Annotated in this window: 15 protein-coding genes and 1 pseudogene; 8 read left to right on the top strand and 8 right to left on the bottom strand. The window is 64.6% G+C overall.

Annotated elements, in window-relative coordinates; all coding sequences use genetic code 11:
* Positions 1-277: 277 nt before the first annotated feature.
* Entirely contained in the window at positions 278-2,443 is a 2,166-nt protein-coding gene (locus tag LZ605_RS04590; RefSeq protein ID WP_249844005.1) for a hypothetical protein, read from the bottom strand.
* 358 nt (positions 2,444-2,801) lie between these two features.
* Here LZ605_RS04590 and LZ605_RS04585 point away from each other — a divergent pair, with 358 nt between their 5' ends.
* From LZ605_RS04585 to LZ605_RS04575, 3 genes are all read left to right on the top strand, one after another.
* Positions 2,802-3,557 (top strand): tetratricopeptide repeat protein, encoded by a 756-nt coding sequence (locus LZ605_RS04585; protein ID WP_249844004.1) that lies wholly within the window; start codon positions 2,802-2,804, stop codon positions 3,555-3,557.
* 432 nt (positions 3,558-3,989) lie between these two features.
* A complete protein-coding gene (locus LZ605_RS04580; protein WP_249844003.1) occupies positions 3,990-4,346 on the top strand; it encodes a hypothetical protein in 357 nt (118 codons plus the stop codon).
* 2 nt (positions 4,347-4,348) lie between these two features.
* The gene (locus LZ605_RS04575; RefSeq protein ID WP_249844002.1) at positions 4,349-4,732 is read left to right on the top strand and encodes a hypothetical protein; all 384 of its coding nucleotides are present in this window, start codon (positions 4,349-4,351) and stop codon (positions 4,730-4,732) included.
* A gap of 16 nt (positions 4,733-4,748) precedes the next feature.
* Here LZ605_RS04575 and LZ605_RS04570 read toward each other — a convergent pair whose 3' ends face one another.
* Positions 4,749-5,474 (bottom strand): hypothetical protein, encoded by a 726-nt coding sequence (locus tag LZ605_RS04570; RefSeq protein ID WP_249844001.1) that lies wholly within the window; start codon positions 5,472-5,474, stop codon positions 4,749-4,751.
* Positions 5,475-5,722: 248 nt separating this feature from the next.
* Between LZ605_RS04570 and LZ605_RS04565 the strand changes: the two genes are divergently transcribed.
* Positions 5,723-6,103 carry a response regulator gene (locus LZ605_RS04565; RefSeq protein ID WP_249844000.1) on the top strand — a complete coding sequence of 127 codons (381 nt, stop codon included), beginning with the start codon at positions 5,723-5,725 and terminating at the stop codon, positions 6,101-6,103.
* 30 nt (positions 6,104-6,133) lie between these two features.
* Here the strand turns inward: LZ605_RS04565 and LZ605_RS04560 are convergent.
* From LZ605_RS04560 to LZ605_RS04550, 3 genes and pseudogenes are all read right to left on the bottom strand, one after another.
* Positions 6,134-6,442 (bottom strand): annotated as a pseudogene (locus tag LZ605_RS04560) (BLUF domain-containing protein); the annotation flags it as partial.
* Between the two features lie 721 nt (positions 6,443-7,163).
* Entirely contained in the window at positions 7,164-9,812 is a 2,649-nt protein-coding gene (locus tag LZ605_RS04555) for an excinuclease ABC subunit UvrA (protein ID WP_249843999.1), read from the bottom strand.
* A gap of 141 nt (positions 9,813-9,953) precedes the next feature.
* On the bottom strand, positions 9,954-10,385 hold the full coding sequence (locus LZ605_RS04550) for a BLUF domain-containing protein (RefSeq protein ID WP_249844991.1): 432 nt from the start codon (positions 10,383-10,385) through the stop codon (positions 9,954-9,956).
* 505 nt (positions 10,386-10,890) lie between these two features.
* Here LZ605_RS04550 and LZ605_RS04545 point away from each other — a divergent pair.
* Complete coding sequence (locus LZ605_RS04545) at positions 10,891-11,142, top strand: hypothetical protein (protein WP_107230574.1); 252 nt, start codon at positions 10,891-10,893, stop codon at positions 11,140-11,142.
* 26 nt (positions 11,143-11,168) lie between these two features.
* On the top strand, positions 11,169-11,561 hold the full coding sequence (locus LZ605_RS04540; protein WP_249843998.1) for a hypothetical protein: 393 nt from the start codon (positions 11,169-11,171) through the stop codon (positions 11,559-11,561).
* A gap of 117 nt (positions 11,562-11,678) precedes the next feature.
* Here the strand turns inward: LZ605_RS04540 and LZ605_RS04535 are convergent, their stop codons facing one another.
* The 3 genes from LZ605_RS04535 to LZ605_RS04525 form a co-directional block, all read right to left on the bottom strand.
* Positions 11,679-12,494, bottom strand: coding sequence for a S1 family peptidase (locus LZ605_RS04535; RefSeq protein ID WP_249843997.1), 816 nt, complete (start codon positions 12,492-12,494; stop codon positions 11,679-11,681).
* Positions 12,495-12,630: 136 nt separating this feature from the next.
* The gene (locus LZ605_RS04530; protein ID WP_249843996.1) at positions 12,631-13,500 is read right to left on the bottom strand and encodes a methylenetetrahydrofolate reductase; all 870 of its coding nucleotides are present in this window, start codon (positions 13,498-13,500) and stop codon (positions 12,631-12,633) included.
* Entirely contained in the window at positions 13,500-14,414 is a 915-nt protein-coding gene (locus LZ605_RS04525; protein WP_249843995.1) for a LysR family transcriptional regulator, read from the bottom strand. The genes LZ605_RS04530 and LZ605_RS04525 overlap by 1 nt, the downstream gene beginning before the upstream one ends.
* Positions 14,415-14,489: 75 nt before the next feature.
* Between LZ605_RS04525 and msuE the strand changes: the two genes are divergently transcribed.
* Both msuE and LZ605_RS04515 read left to right on the top strand, forming a co-directional pair.
* Entirely contained in the window at positions 14,490-15,080 is a 591-nt protein-coding gene (gene msuE / locus LZ605_RS04520; protein ID WP_249843994.1) for an FMN reductase, read from the top strand.
* A gap of 59 nt (positions 15,081-15,139) precedes the next feature.
* Entirely contained in the window at positions 15,140-16,117 is a 978-nt protein-coding gene (locus LZ605_RS04515; protein ID WP_249843993.1) for a DUF1852 domain-containing protein, read from the top strand.
* The last annotated feature ends 6 nt before the right edge of the window (positions 16,118-16,123 follow it).

Below are 16,123 nucleotides of genomic sequence, written 5' to 3'. Positions count from 1 at the left end.
CTTCCAGCGGTATCAAGGTAACTGTCCAGGCGGTACAACCTCGGCTCATCCTCGCGCTGGGGTGCCGCTATGAGCATCACGTCAAGCCTGCGGGAACTGTCGACTGCACGCTTATGTGAGGCGCGAATTGAGTCTGTCAGGGTATTGGCCGCAGTGGTTGGGCCTGGGATCGGATGATGCCCTTCCCTGCCCCCATGAGCCTTCCCAACACCGTTCTGCCCCGATGTCCCAAACTTCAGAGGTGGGCACTCTGCAAGTGCCCCGCTTTCGCTCTTGCTCAGGGCATTCCCGCGTTGCCACTCGCATCCCGTTTCGTCCTAAGGGATAAGGCATGCTGGAGTTGATGGTGGAAGTTGTAGCTTTGATACGTCAGGTTTCTCAGGCATTCGAGTCGCTCGAAGAACTCGGCCGGGCCCTGGATTCCGTCGAGCAGTGCAAAAAGCTGCGGGGCGCTCAGGAACCAATTGCCAAGAAGGAACGGGTCTTCCTTCTGAAGGCCAAGCTCATTCCAGATCTGAAGATGTCTTGTGAGCTTTGGCAGCACCTTTTCGTTCAGCGTTCTAAATTGATTCTTGAAAGTCTTTTGGACTGCAGAGTCAATCGCTCCGTAGCGAGCATTCAACATTGGCCAGATCAACTTCGATATCGCAGTTTGATCTTGGAAGAATCCAAAGTCGTACAGGGACAAAGCGATGCGATCGACGGTCTGACCCGACCACGTCAAAGTGTGCATCGGCTTGCGACCATCCCTATCGTAAAGCTCAATCTTGCCGTACTTTCGCAGCTGCACCTCATGCCCAAAAGACTGTTCCATCGCCGCAACAACGCTACCGGCGAGCGAGAGCAGTACATCGACGTCATTGCCGCTGGCGGCGTTTCGAGTGAGGGCCTTTGCTTTGGACTCAATGAAGACCAGATTTCCGGGTTCATCGATAACGACGTCGCATTCGCCATGAGCCATTGGTGTGTCGTAGTCGCCGGTGTGAAGCGTAATGCCGTGCCGCTGGAACTCGTGCCGAATGAGAGCCTCGGCTCCTGCACCAATCACCTTTCCCTGGAAAGAATCGGCACCTACCTGGCTGCGAACAGCACTTAGCACCGCCTCTACCATGCCCGGGCCGGCCACGGAGCGATCTACGATTATTGCGCGTCTGCTATCCAGCCGGATCAGAGGGCGCAAGTATAGGCTGTTGCCTGGACCGGTTAGCGGGTCTTCGCCTCGCACGGCCTGATCGGTCGGAAAACAGAACTTCGAATTTGGGCCCGTCGAGGGGTGTGATAGAACGTCGAGCAGGATGCGTTTGGCCAGCGGAGGCGCCACGCCCGGAACGGTCTTGGCGATGTGGCGAAGGTCGAGAGTGAGCGGGCCGCGGCAATCTCCTATGGCTAAGTACAGCCGCTCGATGACGGCGAACACGTCATCTGTCGTCCAGCCGGGGCCGAATGCTTGGCCTGAGGGAATTGCACCCAATAGCGGTCGAAGCATGCGGAGCACATCGCTTGAGCGTAGTTGCGGAAAGGTGTGAATCGAGTCGTAGAGCGCTCGTCTCGTCAACGTGGCAACGAGCTTTTCGGTCGGGATCTGCGCAAATATTGGCGGTGCGTAGTCCTGCACGTCATGGAGGGTGGCAAGATCTGTCGCAAGACCGACGAGTTCTTGCCAAGCCTCATCAGAAGGCCTGCGGCCATTGCGGCGACAGAGGTGCTTGGCGCCCAATGCGATGAGGTAACCCCATGGGAAGTCGGGCGCACGCGGGCGCCCAACCCTCGTATCCCTGACGATCATGTAGCGCTCCGAGCTGGCATCGTAGGTTGCAGCGGCCTTTTGGAACAGCCGCCGAAGTAAATTCAGTCCACCTAGCTCGTTGACCAGTTCATCCAAGCGTGCGATCAGCCGTTCTTCAGCTTGTTGCCCGAGGCGAAGATGCGTGCGGTTCTGCTCCACAGGAAAGCCACGGTCGCGAAGGCGTCGCGCTGCGAGCGCAACCGCGAACTCACGCGGATAATGCATGTCCAGGTGGTCAACGTACCGCTGCGTCAAGATCGACTGCACGCGAGCGGCGTGGATCAAGTTCGTCCATTCGATCGGTTCCGAGGACTTGCGATCACCGAGCGGTGTGGAGATCGAGCTAGCTGCACCCAATGTCTTCATTAGCGGCTCGAACGGCCGATCAGAAAGCACGTGCGCATAGATAAGCTCGGTTGTGAGGTCACGCAGATGCTCTCGCACTCCGTACTGGTCGGGAGCACTCAATGTGTCCAGGCGCTCGTGGACAAGGCCTGACCACTGCGCAAGGCCTTTGCCCTGGGTTGCGATGCCGATGGCTTCCGCAGCGGCGCGCTCGTCTTGCGGCGGATGGATTGCATCGAAGTCCTCGATGATCTGTTGGACCTCGCCCAGCGTGGGTTTACATTGGACATCTGGCGCGATCATCTCAGACACTACTCGGTTGACTCAGTGATGTTTTCAGGGAAACGATACCGCAGTCGCAGGTTGGTCATCGCACCCGTACGCTTACGCAAGGAGTGAAATGGCTCGGCCATTCGGAGAGGCGTCACTGGAAGGGGCCAAGGGGATGCTCTGCCACCGTGCACGGCGATGAGTTGGGTGGCGATGTTCAGCACGAAGGGCGACTCGATGTCTCGATCGCTCCAATGGCGGAAAGTCCCTTCAGCCGCGCACATCTCGCAGAATCCAACCCAATTAACGTGACGCGTCACGCCCGAACGCCGCCACCCCATTGGCGCCCCACCCCACCCCCTCTATAGTTCCAACCCCCCACACGGACGAGGCGGCACACATGCCCTATATCGGACTCGGGCTCCACGTACTGGCAGCCATTTACTTCGCGGTGCACGCCATCCGCTCAGGCCAGAGCCTCTACTGGCTGATCCTGCTCTTCTCCTTCCCGCTGCTGGGCAGCGTGGTCTATTTCCTGGCGATCTACTTCCCGGAAGCGCGCAACTCGCGCGGCGCGCGTCAGGTCATCCGCTCGGCCAAACAGCTGATGGACCCGAGCCAGGACCTGCGTAACGTACGCGCTGAGCTGTCGCGAACGCCCACATTGCAGAACCGGGTTCGCCTGGGCATGACGCTGCTGGACGCCGGCCAGGCGGAGGAAGCCAGAACATTGCTCGAGCAGGCCGCCACCTCGCCGCTCGGCGACGATCCCTACATCCTGACCGGGCTGGCCCGTGCACGCCTGGAGTGCGGAGACGCCGCGCCTGCGGCCGAGACACTGGAGGGCCTGTTTGCCCGCTACCCGGATGTGCGCCGCAAGCCGGAACAGACGCTGCTTTATGCGCAGGCACTGGCCGCGGCCCAGTCGCCCGACACCCGCGGCGCGTTCGAGCGCGCGGTGGAATGCGGGAACGATGCGGCCGCTCGCTGCCTCTACGCCGAATGGCTGATGGCGCAGCCACAGGCCGACGACCGCGAGCAGGCCCGCAGCCTGTTTGCCAGCATCATCGACGATGCCCAGCACTGGTCGCGCCATGCGCGCAGCCACAATGCGGCCTGGTTGGAGCGGACGAAAGCCGCATTGAAGGGGCGCTGACTGTCGCATTCGCCTCGCTCACATGCCCGCCGGGTGGATGACGACAGGCAGCACACCCATACCACCGGCATCGCCGATCGCATTGCTGCGCAAGGCTCCAGACGCATTACGCGATCTACAATGATTCTGAAAACGTTGAATGTGGTGACGGCATCGGCCTTACTGCATTGGCATCGCGCACAACCGGGCGTATTCCTTGGCGTGCCACCGGAAACGGGTGGTCGGGATTCGAAACCCCGGTAGTTCGTTGAAGTAAACGCTTGCCAGCCGGCATCACCCTGTGTGGTGCCGGCTGGCAATCCGTCGGCCGTCAATGGCGGGCGGTGCGTGGGGGCCTTGTGCCCGCCGGTTCAGCGAACGCCGGGTTTCGAACCACGCATCGTCCGCCACCTTTTCGGTGGCGGCTTCTGCCTGCACGCAAGGAGCCCAGCCATGACCCAGCATCACTCCCCTGCCCCGCAACCCGTCCACGACACGCCGGCAAGCAGCCAGGCGCTGGACCCCAACACCCTCATCGCCCTGCTGCACAGCATCGGCGCAGGCGCCGCCTCCGATGGCCAGCCCTGGCCAGAACGCCATCAACTGCCCGGCCGACGCATCGCCCTGGCCGATACCGACTGCTCACTGGCGGGCCTGCGCGTGGTGATGGAAATCCTGCTGGCCGCGCAACGCGCCCGCGAGAACGGCGAGCTGGCGCAATACGTAGGCCCCCGCGTGATGGAGGGGCTGATCATGGCCGGGTTGGGGCTCACCGCGCACGCCAGTACGCGGGTGCGACCGGAGACCTGAGGGTGGGCTGGCGTTGGGCGGCCACGGCGCTGTGCCTCGCAGTGGCGGTGGCGCCGCCCGTCCTTTGGCTATCGCCGTCCGTGCCCGAGCGGCTGGCATTCCAGGGCATCGCGGATGATCGCTTTTCGCAGCTGCGCCGGCAGGCGATGGCGTTCGTGGAGGCCCGGCAAAAGCAGGGCTTCCGGTTCGTCGAGACGCAGCGGGGTGCGTCGTTGCAGATTCACTGCAAGGGCGTTCCGGTGCTGTGGCTGGAGCGGCGGTTGGAGCCCTTGGACTACATGGAACAGGTGCTGGTTGGGGTGCCGGAGCCGGTCTTGATGGATCGGGTGTTGTTGGCGATGGCGGGTGATGTGGCTGGGGATGCGCGTTGTGAGGGTTGGTCGTAGTCGAGCACGCTCGACTCTACGGGGCCGTGGGCGGCTCGGGCTCGTGGGTGGAGCCTTCCAGCAGGGCGACGTAGGTGTCCAGGCGCGTGCGCAGCCCGGTCAATAGCCATCCTGTGAGGTAGAGCAGTACGAGCGCGTAGATGAGGAATGCGCCCAGCTGGCCGACGTCAAAGGCGCTGCTCCAGTCGCCCCATTTCCACTCCCGGAACTGCAGGTAGAGGGCGATCAGCAGCGGAAATGGACCGAGGCGCTGCAGGCCGCCGTAGATCAGCCCCATGCGCTCGATCATGCTTGTGCGCAGGTGGGTGACGTACTTGATGCGGCGCTCACGCTCGACCCTGGGAAACCCTCGAAGCTCGGCGATCACCGCTTGCCATTGGGCAAATTCGCCATCCATTTCCTGCGCGTGCGACAGCCGTGGCTGTACGAACTGGCGGATTCCGCGGCGGGCCGCGAGAAAGCCGCCGATGACAAAGCCTCCGATCTCCACCGCCAGGCACACCCTGACCAGAAGCAGCGCGGCTGTAAGCGGCAGCCATCGATCAGGCAGCTGGCTGCCGAGAATGCCGATGGCGGCCGCCAGTGCGCCTACGCGCAACGACCACCTCTCCAGTCGCCCGGCCTTGGGGTAGATGCTGTGCTCAGCCAGCGCCTGCACCCGCTGGTAGAGCCAGTTGAAGGTCAGTTCCTGCTGCTTCGTCTGGTCCGGCGAATCGACGCCGCCTCCTGCCTGCATGTCCATTGCGTCCCCTGCCCCGCCGGCGCGGATGCCGGCGGCAGTATCGTAGCCGAGCTGTGCGGTGGATGCCCAACACATGCGCCCGCTGAGCGGGTCAGTCTGGATTGCAAAGCCAGCGCTCCAGCTCGCTCAATCCCGAGCTGGGCAAAGGGCTTCGCACCAAGCTGACAGCGTGCAGTCACAGCGTTGATGCAGCACAGCACAGAATGCAGGTCCCAACGTGTTACAGGCATGCACGCGTGCAATCCGGAATGATCCAGGGCAAGCGAAATCTACTGCTGGTGGAAGACCAGCTCGACCTGGCGGCTCTCATGGAACAGGCGCTTGGAGACGGAGGCAGCCAGGTAACCCACGCCTATAGTGTGTTTGATGCAATGGGGCTGCTGGAGACGCAGACCTACGATGTTGCTGTCCTGGATGTTGAGCTTCGTGACGGCGTGGTATTTCCGGTTGCTGATCGCTTGGCTGAACTTGGCATCCCATATCTGTTCGTCTCAGCGGTGTACGACCAGCTGGTACCACTACGCCATCGCCGCGCCACCTTCGTGGCCAAGCCATTTCACATTGACCAGTTGCAGGAAGCACTACAGCGCGTGACAGGGAAGCTGTGCATCCCATCAGGCGCACACTGATTCAGCTGCATTTCCTGCTGAGGGACGACCTCAGGCAGCTTTCGCGTAGGGCTCAACCAGCAAAAGCAGCTTATCCATGGCGGTTGCACCGGTCTGATCGGTTGCCGCCCGTTGGATGAAACTGGTCCAGTCAGCAAGCGCAATCATTCGTAGCTCATCTTCTGCAACCGAAAGGCAGCGCATGGGCCAGAACGGCAACCGCCGCTGCCCGACACGGCCGCGAGCGAGTTCTATGAGATTGGCGTGGTTGCTGGCACCACTGACGCGGGAGAAAGCCACTTCCAGGCCATCGGCAGGCCCTTCCATGTACTGCAGGAATCGACGGCCGTCGAACAGAAGTGCACAGTGGCATGCAACCCACTCCGTCCATAGTTCCTCTTGGCTCGAAGTATGTGATCGTGAGAGTGGTCACGGTTATTGACGGGGAAACTCACTACGGTTAAGTCCGCCGCGACGTAACCCATGACAATGCGGCCGGATTGCTTTCGGATGGGTAATCATCTATGGCATGGAGGCGGGGGATGTCCATGATGGCTGGCAGGTCCTCAGCGAAGTTCGCGATTCTCCTTTTTCCGATGATTGCCTCCAGTGCCTCCGCCGCCCTGTCGGCAAGCGGCAGGGAGGCCCGGTCACTGGCACTTGTGAGGCTCTCGCCTGCGCAGAGCGCGGTCCTTGCCACCGGGCTGCTCAGGGGCGAATTGAGGCCAACCAATGGCTGTGTCTACTTCGTGGATCCAGCCGGCACGCACTATCTTGCCGCGTGGCCCCAAGGTTATTCGCTGGCCATGAAGGGAGGCGTCCCCATAGGGGTACAGGACGTACGATCGGGCGCAGTGATGGAGTTCGGAACTGCGGGATCATTCGAAGGCGGGCATGGAGGCGACCTGCTCCGTTCGAGTCTTGCCGCGACCATTCCGGCGGGTTGCACGGGCCCAATCATGACAATTCACCTGGTACGTGCGGCAGAGGGCCGGGCAGGACAAGGCGCCCTCCCCACTCAACTACCCATGGATCTGTGAGGTCGTTGTAGCGGGGAATGATAATCGAGCATGGCTCGGCGCTACAGAGGAGGCAGCTCGCGCGCCAGGAACGGCGCCGTCCTGCTGCCTTTGGCCCGGGCGACCTGATGCGGCGTTCCCTTCGCCACGATGGTGCCACCGGCACCGCCCGCACCCGGCCCCACGTCAATCACCCAGTCGGCCTGGGCGACCGCGCGCATGTCGTGCTCGATCATCACCACCGTGTTTCCCGCGTCCACCAGCCGTTGCAGCTGCACCAGCAGCCTGTCCGCGTCCGAGGCGTGCAGGCCGGTGGTGGGTTCATCCAGTACGTACAGCGTGCGCCCGCGCTGGCTGCGCTGCAGTTCGGTGGCCAGCTTGATGCGCTGCGCCTCACCGCCGGAGAGTTCGGTGGCCGGCTGGCCCAGCCGCAGATAGCCCAGGCCGATCTCCTGCAGCAGCTGCAGCGGGCGGGCGATGGGCGCTTCCTCGCTGAAGAATGCCTGCGCCTGGTCCACCGTCATCTGCAGGACCTCGGCGATGTTGCGGTCGTTCCACAGCACCTTCAGCGTGGCTTCGTTGTAGCGGGCGCCGTGGCAGGTGGGGCACGGCGCATAGACGCTGGGCATGAACAGCAGCTCGACGCTGACGAAGCCTTCGCCTTCGCAGGTCTCGCATCGGCCCTTGGCCACGTTGAACGAGAAGCGGCCGGCATCGAAGCGGCGACGGCGCGCGGCCGGGGTGGCGGCGAACAGCTTGCGCACGTGGTCGAACAGGCCGGTGTAGGTGGCCAGGTTCGAGCGCGGCGTACGGCCGATCGGCTTCTGGTCCACCTGCACCACCCGTTGGATGGCGTCCACATCGCCTGCCAGCTGGCCGCGTGTGGCTTCGATGACGGCGGGTCCTTCCGCAGGCGTGCCTTCCGCGCTGTCGTCCACCGGCTCATGGCCCAGGTGCAGCAGCATCAGCTCCGGCAGTGCCTGGGCCATCAGGCTGGATTTTCCTGAGCCTGAAATGCCGGTCACTGCGGTCAGCAGCCCCAGCGGCACCTGCGCATCCACGCCCCGCAGGTTGTGGCGGTGGATGCCTTTCAGTTCAAGCCAGCTCGCAGCGGTGCGCTGGCGGCTGGCCGCTGCCGGCACCTGATCGAACAGGTACCGGGCGGTGCGCGAATCCTGCACCTGACGCAGGCCGTCGGGCGTGCCGCTGTACAGCACGCGCCCTCCTCGCTCTCCGGCTTCCGGCCCCACATCCACCAGCCACTGCGCGCGGCGCATCAGTTCCAGATCATGTTCGACCACGAACACCGAGTTTCCACCGTCACGCAACCGGTCCAGCGCGTCGTACAGCGCCTGGCTGTCGGCCGGATGCAGGCCCGCAGAAGGTTCATCGAGCACATACAGCACGCCAAACAGCAGCGAGCTGAGCTGGGTGGCCAGCCGCAGCCGCTGCAGTTCGCCGGCCGAGAGCGTTGGTGTGGCGCGATCCAGCGAGAGATAGCCCAGCCCCAGCCCACGCAGGTGCCGCACGCGCGCCATCACCCCCTCCGCCAGCCGCTGTGCCGCCAGCCGCTTCTCTTCAGACAGGGCTGACGTCAGCCGCACGTCGGGAGCCGTCGCATGGACGGCGCGGCCACTGGCTGCCCGCGCGGCGCGGTCGCGGCGTGTGGCGCTGCCGCTGGTGCGCGCGCCTTGGCGCTGCGCGCTGAAGTCACCCTGCGCGACGGGGTCCAGCAGATCGGCCAGTTGATCCAGCGGCAGCCGCATGAACTCGCCGATATCCACGCCGGCAAAGGTGACCGAGAGTGCTTCCGGCTTCAGGCGCTTGCCGTGGCAGGCCGGGCACGGCTTGCCTTCCATGTAGCGCGAGACCCGCTTGCGCATCAGCGCGCTCTGGGTATTGGCAAAGGTGTGCAGCACGTAGCGACGGGCGCCGGTATAGGTGCCCATGTAGCTGGGTTCGAGCTTCCGCTTGAGCGCGGCGCGGGTTTCGGCAGGCGTGAAGCCGGCATAGACCGGCACGCTGGGCGTCTCCTCGGTGAACAGGATCCACTCGCGATCCTTCTTCGGCAGCTTCTTCCACGGCACGTCGATGTCGTAGCCCAGCGTGACCAGGATGTCACGCAGGTTCTGCCCGTGCCATGCCGGCGGCCATGACGCGATGGCGCGCTCGCGGATGCTCAGCGACGGGTCAGGCACCATCAACGCTTCGGTCACCTCGTACACGTGCCCCAGCCCATGGCAGGTACTGCAGGCACCCTGCGGTGTGTTGGGCGAGAAATCCTCGGCGTAAAGCATCGGCTGGTTGGCCGGGTATGCCCCTGCGCGCGAATACATCATGCGCACCAGGCTGGACAGCGTGGTGACGCTGCCCACCGATGAGCGTGCATTGCTGGCACCGCGCTGCTGCTGCAATGCCACTGCGGGCGGCAGCCCGTCGATGGCATCCACATCGGGCACGCCGGCCTGGTCGATCAGGCGCCGGGCATAGGGCGCGACTGATTCGAAGTAGCGCCGCTGCGCCTCGGCGAAGATGGTGCCGAACGCCAACGAGGACTTGCCGGAACCGGAGACCCCGGAGAACACCACCAGCGCGTTGCGCGGTATGGAAACATCAACGTTCTTGAGGTTGTGCTCGCGCGCGCCACGCACCTCAACGCAGCCGCTCGCGGCGGCGGCACATGACGATCCAGCAACGGGGGTGTGGGACATCTTCGCGATCCTGCAGGCAGTGAGCGACGCGCACCCGTGCGCGTCCAGAACTGCATTCTCGCTGCTGCAGGGTGAATGCGGGTGATGGGAATGATCCCGTGACGCGCTACGCGTCACGCCCGGCCCTGATCCGCGTAGCGGCTAGGCGGCCTGCACGTGTGGCGCCACGGCGGCCGCCAGTACATCGATACCCCACACCGAGCCTGCGATGTTTTCCGGTTCGCTGATCTTGAAACGCGACCAGTCGGCCCGGGCCAGCCTGCCCACCAGAAGCTGGTCGGCGGGAAGCTTCTGCATCGACCAATAGGGAAACTGCCGGGTTGAAACACGGCCTCGCGCCAGCTCGATAAGGCCGGTGTGGCTGCTCGATTGCAGGACACGCTCATACACGCTGGCCACCCCGTCTTCGGGGCCTTCGAAGTACTGCACGAATCGAACGCCATCGTGCAGCAGCACGCCGGTCACGCCGGCAACCCGGTTGAACCTCGCCGCATCGGCGACGAGAGACTGCAGGTGTTCAATCGAAAGACCTTCGGCTACTTCACTTGCATATACAACGGCCCGGATGGGCATGGTCTTCGCCTTGGATAAGCAGTGCCACGTCGGCACGCAGTCACACTCTAGCATCCGGTTCAAGATGCACCCCGGCGCTGCATTCTTAACTCTTCAGAATTCACCCGGCCCTGGGGCGTGTGCCAGCAGGCATGATGGGCGCCCCACGTTCAGGGCTTTGTTCATCTTCATGCGTGACGTCGGACAGTTCTATGTAGCAAGCGTCGAAGGAGTGACACGTGCAGATGGCACCCTGCTGCAGGTCACCCGCATTGATTGCGCGTGCCTGAAATGCTCAAGGCAGTTCCGCGCCATTCCCGGCCACGGGCTAGTCGACCTCGATGGGGCGGCTGCGCTCAGCTGCCCGGGCTGCGGCAATCACCAATCGGTCAGCCGTGCCAGGCTTGAGGAATTCAGTTCGCGTGGTGGTGACTGAATCCGGTTCCACCTCGCCTCAACACCGCATCAACGCTCCTGCCATCTGCCCGGCCCTATCTTTCTGCTGTAGACCTAATCTGGCGTTCCGATGAGTCATACCGGCATTTTCAAGATCACCAACCTCACCTACCGGCTGGGCGCAGAGGGCGGGTTGGCCCGTGCGCTGCAGATTGAAGCCACCTGCACGGCCTGCGGGGCGGCCAGCGTCTGGAGCGAGCAGGACATGGAACATGTGGCCGGCGGCACGGTGCTGGCCTGCCCTGCCTGCGGCACGCGGCAGGCGATCAGCAATGCCGGCTTGGTGAGTTGCCCGCCAGACATGCGCCATCCCCAGCGTTGACCGGTACGACAGGCTTCACGCGCCACGTGAGCAACACGTCGCGCTCCCCTGCCCCACACCCGATCCACGACGCGCCTGCGAATGGCCCCACGCTGGACCCGAACACGCTCATCGCCCGGCTGCACAGCATTGGCGCAGGCGCGGCCTCCGATGGCCAGCCCTGGCCAGAGCGCCATCAACTGCCCGGGCGGCGTATCGCCCTCGCCGACACCGACTGCTCGCTGGCGGGCCTGCGCGTGGTGATGGAAATCCTGCTGGCCGCCCAGCGCGCCTGCGAGAACGGCGAGCTGGCGCAATACGTTGCCCCCCGGGTGATGGAGGGCCTGATCATGGCCGGGCTGGGGCTGACCGCGCACGCCAGTACGCGGGTGCGCCCGGAGGGATCGGGCGTTGCAGTGGTTGGCAGGTGGCGTGCCTGAGGATGATCGATGTGGCGGAGAGCTTTAGCCGAGCATGGCGATGCCGGCCGTCCTGGCCGGCACCCTTCGGGCCGCCGCCAGCGACGTTGGCGGCGGCTCCTGCTGCCACCTTCGGCTCTACAAAGGGGGGCTCTCGCTCATTACCGACTCGATCCAGTCGATGTAGCGCGAGACGCGGACGTTGTAGACCATCTGGCCGTAGAAGCCCGCTTCCAGCGCATGCTCGGGCACGGCGGTGATCCACGAGCCCAGCCCGACCAGTTGCGGGCGGTCGTCCACGGTGATCAGCAGCGGTCCGCCACTGTCGCCGCTGCCCAGCACGCCCTCCAGCGGCAGCCCCTGCGGCGGCGCGTCGAAGCGATACCAGAGATAGCGATCATTGCCACCGGTAATGGCGTTGCAGGCCCGGCGCAGCGACATGCGATGCGACCCACCCGGCACCAGCCCAATGGCGCCGGTGCCGGTAGCGCCCTTGCCGATCAGCGCGGCAACCTGCCCGGCCTCACCGGAGCCGCGATAGAGTGCGACCGGCTGCACATCGTTGACCGGCGTTGCCAACCTGACCAGCGCGATGTCATCGGAGGTGGCCAGGAACGCATGGATCCTCGACGCGCTGCCGGTGGCCATGGCCTCTTTCCCCAGGGCTTCCGGCATGCGCTTGAAGCCGGGATGCAGAACGACCCGTTCGACGCCGTAGTTCGCCCCGTTGATGGCGACGGTTGCGCCCATGCCTTCCATCGGTGCCGCATGCGCTGCGGTAAGTACCCAGCGCGGCGCAATGAGAACGCCATGCCCTTCGCCCGGCATGTCGGCCAGTGCCGGGAACGCGGCGGCCTCGATGCGGTAGCGGGCATCGTCAACGTCGTGACGGACCACCACGGCACCGGCGGCGCAGGGCAATGCGGCAAGGGCCAGCAACAACCATCGGTTCATGAGTCCCTTCAATCTGGCAGTCAGTGCGCGCAGCCTAGCCGAACACGCCGCTGCGGAAGAAGATCTGCGACGAAACGCCTGTGGGGCTCGACGAAGCCCGCAGAAGCGGGCCTCGATTGTGCATGGGCCAGGTCCTTCAGCGGTTGCCTGGGGTGCCACGCTGCCGATACATGTCGATCCAGTCCAGCGAGGGGGCGACACCGCCGAACGGGAAGATGTGTGGGCTGACCGGGCCATCGTCGTCGCGCAAGCCCTGCATAAGGCGATCCACGAACACCTCCGGGCCTGCGGTTCCCAGCAACCGGCCAATTGAAATGCCGTAGCGGGCCAGCATCGAGGTGCTGGCACCCACGCCGCACATCGTGGCGTAGCGCACCAGCCGCGCAATGCTGGCGGGGCCCGGCACGCCCAGCAGCACCGGATGGCTGATGCCATGGCCACGCAGCGCGTGCAGCCAGGCCAGCACCAGGTCGGCATCGAACGCGAACTGGGTGACGATCATCGGCGCCATACCGCGTGCTTCGATGGCCTGGCATTTGTGCGCCAGCACCCGCCAGCGCTGCGCATCGCCCATCGCCGGGTGGCCCTCAGGGTGCCCGGCGATGCCGACCGACTTGATGCCGGCGCGCTCGAGGATGCCGGTAGCGATGATCGAGGCACTGTCTGCGAAGGGTCCAGCGGGCGTGGACAGATCGCCGGCAATCAGCAGGCAGCGCTCGGCACCGGCCTCGCTGACGGCGCGGACGATGAAGCGCTCAAGTGCCGCGCGCGACGGCACGCGGCGTGCGGAAACATGCGGCATCGGCGCAAAGCCCAGTTCGCGCACCGTGCGCGCCGCGGCCAGCCGTGCCTCGTCGTCTTCGCTGGCCAGATAGGGGATGGAGACCAGCGTGCCGGGTGCGATGCGGGCAGCCTGTTCACGCAGCGCCGGCAGCGCCTTGGCGCTGACTTCCAATGAAAAGGCGTTGATGAAGGCGCGCGCCCGCGCGGCAAGCAATGCGGACATCAAGCAACCCCGTGTGCGGCGCGGGCGATGGGCGTGCTATGGCGGGCCAGCTCGATGAAGGCCTCCAGGTAGTCGATGCCGGTGTCGCTCTGGCGCGCCCCCAGATAGATCTGCTTGGGGATGCCTTTGGCGCCCAGCCGTACCGGCACCACGTCCATGCGCTCGGCGTACTCCTCCACCAGCCAGCGCGGCATGGCCGCCACGCCGCGGCCACTGGCTACCATCTGCATCATGATGTCGGTGGTCTCGATGGCCTTGTGGCGCCGTGGGGTGATGCCGGCCGGCAGCAGGAACTGGTTGTAGATGTCCAGCCGCTCGAACGGCACCGGGTAGCTGATCAGCACTTCCTGGGCCAGCTGGCGCGGCTTTACATGGTCCACCCTGGCCAGGGCGTGGTCCTTGGCCACCACCAGCACCTGTTCGTAATCGAACACCGGGACGAACTTCAGGCCGGGCTTCATCAATGGATCCGGCGTGACCAGCAGGTCGATCTCATAGCCGAACAGAGCGCCGATGCCGCCGAACTGGAACTTCTGCTTCACGTCCACATCCACATCCGGCCACGCGGCCAGGTACGGCGAGACGATCTTCAGCAACCACTGGTAGCAGGGGTGGCATTCCATGCCGATGCGCAGCGTGCCGCGTTCGCCCTGGGCGAACTGGCCCAGCCGCTCTTCGGCCAGGTCCAGCTGCGGCAGTACCCGGTTGGCCACGGCCAGCAGGTATTGCCCGGCCTGGGTCAGCCGCAGGCTGCGGCCCTCGCGCAGCCAGATATCGGTGCCCAGCTGCTGCTCCAGCTTCTTCATGCTGTGGCTCAGCGCCGATTGGGTCAGGTTGAGCACGCCGGCGGCGGCGGTGAGCGAGCCCTGCTGCTCGACCTGCTGCACGATGCTCAGGTGGATCCGTTCCAGCATGACGATGAATCCTGCTCATGGATTGGTGAAGTAATACCATTTTACGTCATGGAAGGGCGTGGCTAGCATCGGCTCATGCTTTCGCCTACCCGCCCCCTTCGTATCGTCGCCGTTTCCGGCGGACTGCAGCGCCCCTCCCGGGCCGCCACCCTGTGCGAGCACCTGCTCGATGTGATCGGCGAGCACACGCCCAGCGACCCGCAGCTGATCGAGCTGGGCCAGCTGGCCCCGCAGCTGGCCGGTGCACTGTGGCGCTCGCAGCTGCCGGACGCCGTGCAGCACGCGCTGGCCAGCGTCGAACAGGCCGATGTGTTGGTGGTGGCCACGCCTGTCTATCGCGGCTCATACACCGGCCTGTTCAAGCACTTCTTCGACTTCATCGACCAGGACGCGCTGGTCGATACCCCGATCCTGCTGGCCGCCACCGGCGGCAGCGAGCGCCACGCGCTGATGATCGACCACCAGCTGCGGCCGCTCTTCAGCTTCTTCCAGGCCCGCACTCTGCCGCTGGGCGTGTACGCCACCGACCGCGATTTCGCCGACGGCCGGCTGCACAGCCACGCCCTGATCGAGCGGGCGCGGCTGGCCGTGCAGCGGGCGCTCCCGCTGCTGGCGCTGCCACGCCGTCGCGCGCCAGCCGTGGCCGAGACCGTTGCCACGCTCTGAATGCCGAATGCCCTCCCCCTTTGCCTTCGGATGCAACCCCGCACCACGGAACGCCGCCCATGACCACCGACACCTTTACCTTCCGCATCTCGCGCATTCCCTTCGACGAGGATTACCAACCCGCTGACGGCACGCGCATCACCACCAATTTCGCCAACCTGGCCCGAGGCGACGCGCGCCAGCAGAACCTGCGCAACACGCTGGGCATGATCAACAACCGCTTCAACGATCTGGCGCACTGGGACAACCCGGGCGCTGATCGCTACAGCGTTGAGCTGGACATCATATCGGTGGAGATGCACATCGATGACGCCAGCGATGCAGACCCTTTCCCGCTGATTGAGGTGCTGCGGCCGACCATCGTCGATACCTGCACCGGCGCGCGCATCGAAGGCATCGTCGGCAACAACTTCTCGTCCTATGTGCGCGACTACGACTTCAGCGTGGTGCTGCCAGCCAGCAATGAAGGCAAGGCGACGTTTGGCATTCCGGAAGGCTTCGGCGACCTGCACGGCAAGCTGTTCAAGCACTTCCTGCAGTCTGAGGCCTACCGCGCCAACTTCAGCAAGGCGCCGGTGATCTGCATCAGCGTGTCCAGCAGCCAGACCTACCACCGCACCGGCAACCACCACCCTATCCTGGGCGTGGAATACCGCCAGGGCGAGTTCTCCGCCACCGACCAGTACTTCGACAAGATGGGGCTGCAGGTGCGCTACTTCATGCCGCCGGGCAGCGTCGCGCCGCTGGCCTTCTACTTCCAGGGCGACCTGCTGGGCGATTACTCCAACCTGGAACTGATCGGCACCATCAGCACCATGGAAGCCTTCCAGAAGATCTACCGCCCGGAGATCTACAACGCCAATTCGGTGGCCGGCAAGGTCTACCAGCCCAGCCTGAAGCACCAGGACTATTCCTCCACCCGCATCGTCTACGACCGCGAGGAGCGCAGCCAGTTGGCGGTCAAGCAGGGGCGCTTCACCGAAGAACACTTCATCAAGCCGTACCGCGCCGTGCTTGAGCAGTGGGCCGCCCGCTGATCCATC

Source organism: Stenotrophomonas maltophilia (assembly GCF_023518235.1).
Taxonomy (GTDB): Bacteria; Pseudomonadota; Gammaproteobacteria; order Xanthomonadales; family Xanthomonadaceae; genus Stenotrophomonas.
Note: the sequence above shows the minus strand (reverse complement) of the source record. Positions and strands in the feature narration are given on the sequence as shown.